General features: G+C 73.2%; 5 protein-coding genes and 3 pseudogenes. 3 read left to right on the top strand and 5 right to left on the bottom strand.

Annotated elements, in window-relative coordinates:
* Nucleotides 1-59: 59 nt before the first annotated feature.
* The gene (locus tag ABD207_RS22300; protein ID WP_344014882.1) at nucleotides 60-506 is read right to left on the bottom strand and encodes an LAETG motif-containing sortase-dependent surface protein; all 447 of its coding nucleotides are present in this window, start codon (nucleotides 504-506) and stop codon (nucleotides 60-62) included.
* Between the two features lie 177 nt (nucleotides 507-683).
* A pseudogene (locus ABD207_RS22295) lies at nucleotides 684-2066 on the bottom strand (sensor histidine kinase); the annotation flags it as partial.
* Here ABD207_RS22295 and ABD207_RS22290 point away from each other — a divergent pair.
* Nucleotides 1953-2489: a hypothetical protein gene (locus ABD207_RS22290; protein ID WP_344014881.1), complete on the top strand. Its 537-nt coding sequence runs from the start codon at nucleotides 1953-1955 to the stop codon at nucleotides 2487-2489. The pseudogene ABD207_RS22295 and the gene ABD207_RS22290 overlap by 114 nt on opposite strands.
* Nucleotides 2490-2604: 115 nt before the next feature.
* Here the strand turns inward: ABD207_RS22290 and nirD are convergent, their stop codons facing one another.
* Genes nirD through ABD207_RS22275 form a run of 3 tightly spaced genes read right to left on the bottom strand, consistent with a single transcriptional unit; the run spans nucleotide 2605 to nucleotide 6779 of the window.
* The gene (gene nirD / locus ABD207_RS22285) at nucleotides 2605-2955 is read right to left on the bottom strand and encodes a nitrite reductase small subunit NirD (RefSeq protein WP_344014880.1); all 351 of its coding nucleotides are present in this window, start codon (nucleotides 2953-2955) and stop codon (nucleotides 2605-2607) included.
* Nucleotides 2952-5561: a nitrite reductase large subunit NirB gene (gene nirB, locus ABD207_RS22280; protein ID WP_344014878.1), complete on the bottom strand. Its 2610-nt coding sequence runs from the start codon at nucleotides 5559-5561 to the stop codon at nucleotides 2952-2954. The genes nirD and nirB overlap by 4 nt, the downstream gene beginning before the upstream one ends.
* Nucleotides 5562-6779: an NAD(P)/FAD-dependent oxidoreductase gene (locus tag ABD207_RS22275; RefSeq protein ID WP_344014877.1), complete on the bottom strand. Its 1218-nt coding sequence runs from the start codon at nucleotides 6777-6779 to the stop codon at nucleotides 5562-5564.
* A gap of 412 nt (nucleotides 6780-7191) precedes the next feature.
* Between ABD207_RS22275 and ABD207_RS22270 the strand changes: the two are divergent.
* Together ABD207_RS22270 and ABD207_RS22265 are read left to right on the top strand one after the other, a co-directional pair.
* A pseudogene (locus tag ABD207_RS22270) lies at nucleotides 7192-7698 on the top strand (response regulator); the annotation flags it as partial.
* Between the two features lie 361 nt (nucleotides 7699-8059).
* Nucleotides 8060-8215 (top strand): annotated as a pseudogene (locus ABD207_RS22265) (OB-fold nucleic acid binding domain-containing protein); the annotation flags it as partial.
* Nucleotides 8216-8455: the final 240 nt, after the last annotated feature.

The following is an 8455-nucleotide window of genomic DNA, read 5'->3' as shown; positions in this document are numbered from 1 at the left end:
CCCGGCCGGAGCCGGGGAGCCCGCGGCACGGGACGGCGGGCTCCCCGGAGCGCGACTGGTCAGCGGGCGTCGCGGCGCCTGCGGGTGGCGATGAGCAGGCCGCCGCCCGCGAGGACCACGACCGCGCCGGCCCCGGCGATGTACGGGGTGGCGTCGTTGCCGCCGGTCTCGGCGAGGTCCGTGCCGGACCCGCCCTTGGCGTCCGAGCCGGTGCCGGAGGACTCCTTCGCACCGGTGCCGCCGCCCTCCGACTCGCCCTTGTCGCCACGGGGCTTGAAGTCCGCCGGCGGCTTGTCGCAGCCGATGCCGTCGCCGTCCCGGTCCAGGCGCTTGGCGTAGTGCTCGTCGCCCGCCTGGATGTTGGCGTACCCGTTGTTGTAGGCCTCGGTGCAGTTGGTGAACGGGTGGTCGCCGTCGTGGGCCACGGCGGTGGCCGGGACGGCGGCCAGGGCCAGCGCGGCGAGGACCGCGGCTGAGGCGCGGGCGGACGTGCGGATCGGGTTCATGGACGAATCCCCCCAGTGGTGGTGCGTGTGCTCGGTTCGAGGTGGACGAAGCTACTGAGCACGCTGGGATGCGGGGGAGATATGGAGAAGCCGTGACTGGAACGTGACGTGACTGGAGGGTAGCTTTCCGCAACGATGGCGGCCGGGCCGGCGGACGTCACGTCGGGTCCGTGAACGTCAGGCCGGCAGGGCGGGCCGTTCTCTGGGGCGGGAGCCCGAGCTGTCCGAGGAGCCGACGGATTCCGGCGGGGATGCCGAGGGGAGGCTGATCACGGCGTCCAGGCCGCCCGTCGCCGCCGCCTGCAGCATCGCCTCGCCGCCGCTGGCATGGGCCAGCCGCTGCACCAGGGCCAGGCCGAGGCCCGTACCGCCCTTCGGGGCGCCCGGCGCGCGCCAGAACCGGTCGAAGGCGCGGGCCCGCTGCTCCGCGGTCATGCCGGGACCCTCGTCGGTGACGTGCAGGTCGACCTGGCAGGGGCGGCCGTCGCGCAGGGCGCGCCGGGCCGGCGGGTTCAGCCGCAGCTCCACGGTCACCGTGGCGCCGGCGGGGGAGTGCCGCAGGGCGTTCGACAGCAGGTTGTCCAGGATCTGCTCCACCGCGCCCGGCACCGCGAGCACCTGCCCCACGCTGCCCGCGAACAGCACCAGGGACACGTTCTGCTGCTGGAACATCGGCAGCCAGCTGCGGTGGCGCTCGGCGCAGATCTCCCCGATGTCCACGGGCGCCGGGGTGGCCACGTTCTCCTCCAGCCGGGCCATGGCCAGCAGGACCTCCACCATCCGCGCCAGCCGGTCGGTCTCGGTCAGCGCGGCCTTGAGCGTGCCCCGCGCGCGGGCAGCGACATGCGGCTGGAGGTTCTCCAGGCGCAGCCGCAGCGCGGCCAGGGGGGTCTTCAGCTGGTGCGAGGCCTCGCCCGCGAATGCCCGCTGGGAAGCGAGCAGATGGGCGAGCCGCGCCGCGGTGTGGTTGAACGCGGCGGCCAGCCGGCGCACTTCGGGCGGCCCCTTGGTGACCGGCACCGGGGCGAACGAGCCGCCCGCGCCCAACGCCCGTGTGGCCCGCTCCAGTTGCCGTATCGGACGGGCCGCCCAGCAAGCGAAGGCGAAGCCGGCCGCCGCGACCGCGATGAGCACGCCCAGCCCGCCCGCGGCGAGCAGCAGCCATACATGGCGCACCCGCTCGTGCACCATCCGGGTCGGCACGGTCAGCCACACCGCGCCCTGCGGCTGCCCCTGCTCACCGACCGGCGCGGAGACCGACAGGTACTCCACCCCGCCGATGGTGGAGGTGCGTACGTCCACGCTCGCCGTGCCGGCCAGGGCGGCCATGATGCCCGGCCGGGAGGCGAGGCCACGTGACTCGCGGTCGCTCAGCGGATACGAGGCGGCGAGCAGGTTTCCCCAGCCGTCCACGATCACCACCCTGCCGCCGATGCGCCGCGCACAGTGCTCCGCCCGCGCGGGCAGCTCCTGCCGGGCCCGGCCGGCGGCCATGGACAGCGCGGCGTAGCTGGCCACCGCCTCGGCCTCGTTGCGGGCCGCGTTCACCACCTCCCGGCGGCGCAGGCCAAGGCGGACACCTCCGCCAAGGGCACCGCACCGGCCTGGGACGCGCCGGCCGCCGGGCCCGACCGGCCCGCCGGTGACTCCGCGCAGGCACCCGCCGACCCGTTCGACGCCTTCGCCGGATACACCCCCGGTTCCGCGCCCTCCGAGGGTACCGCCGGCTCCGCGTACGCCGCCGCGTCCGCGTACTCCGGCGGCTTCGACAGCGAGGCCTCCTCGTTCGACGGCTTCGCCTCGTACGACGGCACCATGGGCTACGACGGAGCCTCCGCGTACGGCGACGGCACCGGCTACCCCGGCGGCTCCGAGTACGCCACCACGCCCGCCGGGCCGCCGGCCGCCGACGTCGAGTGGTTCTACCTCGACACCCGGCCCATGCCCGACGACCACCCGGGACGGGCGATGTACGGCGGCTGAGAGCCGGGAGACGGACAGGCGGTGAGAACCGCACGACCCCGCACGACCGAGCGCGCATCCCCGGGTCACCCCCGGGGATGCGCGCTCGGCTGTGTTCGCGAACTGACCGGACCGCTCAGGCCGCCTTCACCTCGTAGGCCGTCACACGGACCGTCTCGTCGTCCAGGCACTGCCCGGTCGCCAGGTCGAACCGCTGCTTGAGCAGCGGGGAGGCGACGTACGGGCGGCCCTGGTGGGAGCCGGTGAGGCCACGGGAGAGCACCGCCGCGCCGGTGAACGGGTCGCGGTTGTCGATCGCGTGGAGGTTCCCGGCCCGGTCGGTGAAGACGGCGACCTGGCGGCCGTCGGGCAGCAGGGCCGCCACTCCGCGGCCCGGGATCAGGGTGCTCAGGTCGCAGACCGTGAACCAGCCGTCCGCCAGGCGGAGCTGCACCTTCAGATCGGTGGTCTCGAGTGCCAGGGTCATCGCTGGGCGCTTCCTTCCAGGATCTCGTCAGCGGGTCGCCGGCCGATGTTCAGCAGCGGCAGGTCGGGCTTGATCTGGTCGCGTTCGGGGACGAAGGAGACCACCGGGTCCGGGGTGTCCGGGGCGTTCACGAAGGACACGAACCGGGCCAGCTTCTCGGGGTCGCCCACGGTCTCGGCCCACTCGTCGCGGTAGCTGGCGACATGGGCGGCCATCAGGGCCTCCAGCTCGTCGCAGATGCCGAGCGAGTCGTGGACGACCACGTCCCGCACGTGCTCCAGGCCGCCGGGGATGCGCTCCAGCCAGGTGGAGGTGCGCTCCAGCCGGTCGGCGGTGCGGATGTAGAACATCAGGAACCGGTCGATGAGACGTACGAGTCCGGCGTCCGACAGGTCCTGCGCCAGCAGATCGGCGTGGCGCGGAGTGGCGCCGCCGTTGCCGCCGACGTAGAGGTTCCAGCCGTTGGCGGTGGCGATCACACCGAAGTCCTTCGACCGGGCCTCGGCGCACTCCCGCTGGCAGCCGGAGACCGCCGACTTCAGCTTGTGCGGCGACCTGAGCCCCCGGTAGCGCAGCTCCAGGTCGATCGCCATGCGCACGGAGTCCTGGACGCCGTAGCGGCACCAGGTCTGGCCGACGCAGGACTTCACCGTGCGCAGCGACTTGCCGTAGGCGTGGCCGGACTCGAAACCGGCGTCCACCAGCCGGGCCCAGATCAGCGGGAGCTGCTCCACGCGGGCGCCGAACATGTCGATCCGCTGACCGCCGGTGATCTTCGTATAGAGGCCGAAGTCGCGGGCGATCTCCCCGATGACGATGAGCTTCTCCGGCGCGATCTCCCCGCCGGGGATGCGCGGCACCACCGAGTACGAGCCGTTCTTCTGCAGGTTGGCCAGGAAGTGGTCGTTGGTGTCCTGCAGGGCCGCCTGCTCGCCGTCCAGGACGTAGGTGCTGGCGCCGATCGTGGGGGCGAGGGAGGCGATGACCGAGGCCACGGCCGGCTTGCAGATCTCGCAGCCGTCGCCGCCCCGGGCGCCCTCCCGGCCGTAGCGGTCGAGGAGGTCCTGGTAGGAGGTGATGCGCAGGGCGAGGACGATCTCGTACAGCTCCTCGCGGGTCTGGGAGAAGCAGCCGCACAGGCCCTTGTCGACCTCGACGCCGCTCGCCTCCAGCTCGGCGTTGACCAGCTGGACCAGCACCTTGACGCAACTGCCGCAGCCGGTACCCGCCTTGGTGCACTTCTTCACCTCGGGCACGGTGGTGCACCGGTGCTCGGTGACCGCCCCGCGGATGGTGCCCTTGGTGACGTTGTGGCAGGAGCAGATGACCGCGTCGTCCGGCAGCGCGGACGGGCCCAGCTGGGCGGACTCGCCGGCCCCCGCGGGCAGCACCAGCGACTCCGGTGCGACGGGCGGCACCGAGCCGGTCAGGGCGCGCAGCGTGCCGTACGCCTCCGCGTCACCGACCAGGATGCCGCCGAGCAGGGTGCCGTCCCGGCCGATGACCAGCTTCTTGTACAGGCCGGCGCGGGAGTCGGAGTAGACGACGTCCAGGCAGTCCTCGGTGGTGCCGTGCGCGTCGCCGAAGGACGCCACGTCCACGCCGAGCAGCTTCAGCTTGGCCGACAGGTCGGCGCCGGTGAAGGCGGAGGCGTCCCCGGCGATCGTCGCGGCGGCCGTCTCGGCCTGCTCGTAGCCGGGGGCCACCAGGCCGTACACCCGGCCGTCGGCGGCCAGCGCGCACTCGCCGATGGCGAAGACGTCCGGGTCGGTGACCGTGCGGCACTGCTCGTCCACGGTGATGCCGCCGCGCTCGCCGACCTGGAGTCCGCAGTCGCGGGCCAGCTGGTCGCGGGGGCGCACACCGGCGGAGAACACCACCATGTCGGTGGCGAGTTCGGAGCCGTCAGACAGCTTCATCCCGGTGACCGCGCCGGACTCGCCGACCACGATCTCCTGGGTGCCGACCCCGGTGTGGACGGTCAGACCCATCTCCTCGATGGTGCGCAGCAGCGCCGCGCCGCCGCCCTCGTCCACCTGCACCGGCATCAGCCGCGGCGCGAACTCCACGATGTGCGCGGCCAGTCCGAGCCCCTTCAGGGCGCCCGCCGCCTCCAGCCCCAGCAGCCCGCCGCCGACCACCGCGCCGGTCTTCGCCCTGCTCCGGGCGTACTCCTCGATGGCGAGGATGTCCTCGACGGTGCGGTAGACGAAGCAGCCCTCGGCGTCCTTGTTCGGCACCGGAGGCACGAACGGGTAGGAGCCGGTGGCCAGGACGAGGACGTCGTAGCCGACGACCAGACCCGAGCGGGCGGTGACCTTGCGCGCCTCGCGGTCGATGCTCTCGGCCGGATCGCCGACATGCAGCTCGATGCCGTGGTCCTCGATGAACCGAAGGTCCGTCAGCGACAGGTCCTCGGGCGTCCGCCCCGAGAAGTACGAGGTGAGCTGCACACGGTCGTACGCGGGGCGCGGCTCCTCGCACAGCACGACCACGCGGTGCGTGGCGGTCAGGCCGCGTTCGGCGAGCGCCTCGAGGAAGCGCTGGCCGACCATGCCGTGGCCGACGAGCACGATCGTGGGGGTGCCCCCCGGGTTGGCGGTCATTCAGGAGCCTCCATCGTTGGTGAGCAGGTGGAGCAGCGGCCCGCCGCCGGAGGGGAGCGGCTCTGCTCCCTCCCAGGCGCGCGCCAGGGCGCCGACGGTGCCGAGTTCGCCGACCAGGACCCCGCCGACCAGGCGGTCCTCGCGGACGACGACTTTGCGGTAGGTGCCGCGGGTGGCGTCGGCGAGCTGCACGACGTCGTCGCCGGGCAGCGGCTCGGACCGGCCGAACGCGGCGAGGTCGAAGGGGCTGTCGGGCCCGGTGAGCGTCAGCCGGGTCAGCGAACGGGTGCCGGTGTAGCGGGCGCCGGTGTCGCCGGCGAGCAGCGCGGCCAGCGCGTCGGCCTGCTCCAGCGCCGGGGCGGCCAGCCCGTAGACCGTCCCGGCGTGCTGGACGCAGTCCCCGACGGCGTGGATGTACGGGTCGGAGGTGCGCAGCTGGTCGTCGACGACGATGCCCTTGCCGACCTCCAGTCCGGCCGCCTGGGCGAGAGAGACCCTCGGGTGCACCCCGCAGGCCAGCACCACCAGGTCGGCGTCGAGCGCATAGCCGTCGGCCATCTCCACCGAGCGGACCGCACCGGCGACGCAGCGCACATCGCGCACCCGGCACTCGGTGTGCACCTCCACGCCCAGGTCGGTCAGATGCCGCCGGACCAGCGCGGAGGCGGCCGGGTCGAGCTGGCGCTCCATCAGCCGCTCGGCCTGCTGGGCGAGGACCACCTGGGCGCCGCGCACCGCGAGCGCCCGGGCCGCGGACACCCCCAGCAGCCCGCCGCCGATGACGACCGCCCGCACGCCCGGCCGCACCGCCTTGGCCAGGCCCAGGCAGTCGTCCATGGTGCGGAAGGCGTGCACGCCCTCGGGCAGCTCGGGGCCGGAGCTGAACAGTCCGCGCAGCGGCGGCAGCACCGGGTTGGAGCCGGTGGCCAGCACCAGCCGGTCGTAGGCGATCACCGAGCCGTCCACGCAGGAGACGGTCCGGCCGGCGCGGTCGATGCCGGTGACCCGGGCGCGGGTCAGCGCGGCGGGCGCCGGCAGGGCGATCACCTCGGGGCTGTAGCGTCCGGCCAGCACCTCGGCGAGCAGCACCCGGTTGTAGGGCCGGTGCTCCTCCTCGCCGATCAGCGTCACGGGCGTGCCCAGCTCGCCGAGCCGCCGGGCGAGCCGTACGCCCGCGAGGCCGGAGCCGATCACCACCACACGCTCGTTCGAGGTCATGTCATCGAGCGTGCGGTGCGGGTGTTACCCGGTCGCATCACATCTGTTTCCCGCGCGGAACGCTGCCCTCAGCGGGGGAGGGGCGGGGGTGTGAGGGCCCTCGCGGGGGGAGACGAGGCGGGGACGCCCCGCCCCCGCCGTGGAGTCCATCGCCTACTTCTGCGCCGCCGAACTCCTCGCCGGCGCCGTCAAGCACAGCGGGGTGAGCCGGGTCACGGTCGACGCCACCGGCGGCGACGGGCTGCTCCGGCTGCGCGTCAGCGACGACGGCAGGGGCGGGGCCAGGATAGGCGCCGGGTCGGGACTGACCGGGCTGCTGGCCCGCGTCCGCACCGTCGACGGCACGCTGACCTGCGACAGCCCGCCCGGACCGTCGAGCTGCCGTACGCCTGATACGCCTGATCGGAGCGCCCTGCATGCGGGTCGTGTCGCCGAGGACCCTGCCCTGCTGCGAGACGGACTGGTCCAGCTGCTGTCCCTACGCGGGGTGGAGACCGCCGCAGCCGTCGCGGACCCGGAGGCGCTGCTGGCGGCCGTGGCCGAACACGCCCCCCGACGTCGCCGTGGTCGACATCCGGCTGCCGCCCACGGGGACCGACGAGGGCGTACGGGCGGCGCTGCGGCTGCGCGCCGAGCACCCCGGCACGGGCGTGCTGCTGTTCTCGCAGTACGTCGAGACGGCGCATGCCTCCCGGCTGCTCGGCGACCCGCCGGGTTCGGCTATCTGCTCAAGGAACGGGTCGGGGACATCGGGGAGTTCGTGAACGCGCTGGAGCGGGTCGCGGCGGGTGGCACCGCGCTGGACCCCGAGGTGGTCACCGCCCTGTTCGGCGCGAGCCGCCGCACCTCCGCGCCGGATTCCCTCACCTCGCGCGAGCGCGAGGTGCTCGCCCTGATGGCCGAGGGCCGCACCAACCAGCACGCCGTCCTGAGACGACGGCTCGCACGAGTGGCGGGCGAGAGGAGTTTCTTGTTGCGGGCCTGCTCACGGTCTCCGTATCCTGCCAGGCAACGCGTAGACGGAGACGACTAGCCAGGGATAACGCGAGCAGAGAGAGCCGCCGGGAGCTGGGAAGGCGGTCTCGCGCCCCGAGGTGAAGACCCTCCCGAGCGCGGGGAGGAACGGCCCCATCTGGTGGCCCAATGCCCCGCCGGCCGGCCCCCGTCACCGAGCCCGAATGAGGCCGCCATCAGATGGCGGCGAAAGTGCGGTGGCACCGCGAGTTGCCCTTCTCGCCCGCACTCCCAAGGGATCATGACGACGTCCTCGGAGGACCGCAATGATCCAAAGCCGCGTGCACGTCTCTGACCTGCGAGAACACGTCGGCCGTACCGTTACCGTCTGCGGCTGGGTGAACGCCCTCCGCCTTCAGCGCAAGATGCAGTTCGTCATCGTGCGGGACAGCACCGGGCTCGTTCGGGTTACTCGCCCGCGCCACCTGCGCGGTCAACGACGGAACTTGCTCACCCGGACGAGCACGTAGCGACACCGACTCACCTCATGAAGACGACCGACCTTCGAAACCGAGCCGAGCCTGCCCGATGATCAGGCCATCGCGCCGGGGAATCTCAAGATCACCGACAGAGTCCCTCAGTGGAGATCACGCACCACGGCAGTAACACCGCGCTACACGACAACCTGGCGGTACCTCCGCCGGAGCCAGCAAACAGAACGG

This window comes from Streptomyces thermospinosisporus (genome assembly GCF_039526425.1).
Taxonomy (GTDB): domain Bacteria; phylum Actinomycetota; class Actinomycetes; order Streptomycetales; family Streptomycetaceae; genus Streptomyces; species Streptomyces thermocarboxydovorans.
Note: the sequence above shows the minus strand (reverse complement) of the source record. Positions and strands in the feature narration are given on the sequence as shown.

What these genes read in the sequence shown, in the direction of transcription:
- ABD207_RS22300 (WP_344014882.1), bottom strand. Translation starts at nt 506, where the DNA reads ATGAACCCGATCCGCACGTCCGCCCGCGCCTCAGCCGCGGTCCTCGCC.
- nirB (WP_344014878.1), bottom strand. Translation starts at nt 5,561, where the DNA reads ATGACCGCCAACCCGGGGGGCACCCCCACGATCGTGCTCGTCGGCCAC.
- nirD (WP_344014880.1), bottom strand. Translation starts at nt 2,955, where the DNA reads ATGACCCTGGCACTCGAGACCACCGATCTGAAGGTGCAGCTCCGCCTG.
- ABD207_RS22275 (WP_344014877.1), bottom strand. Translation starts at nt 6,779, where the DNA reads ATGACCTCGAACGAGCGTGTGGTGGTGATCGGCTCCGGCCTCGCGGGC.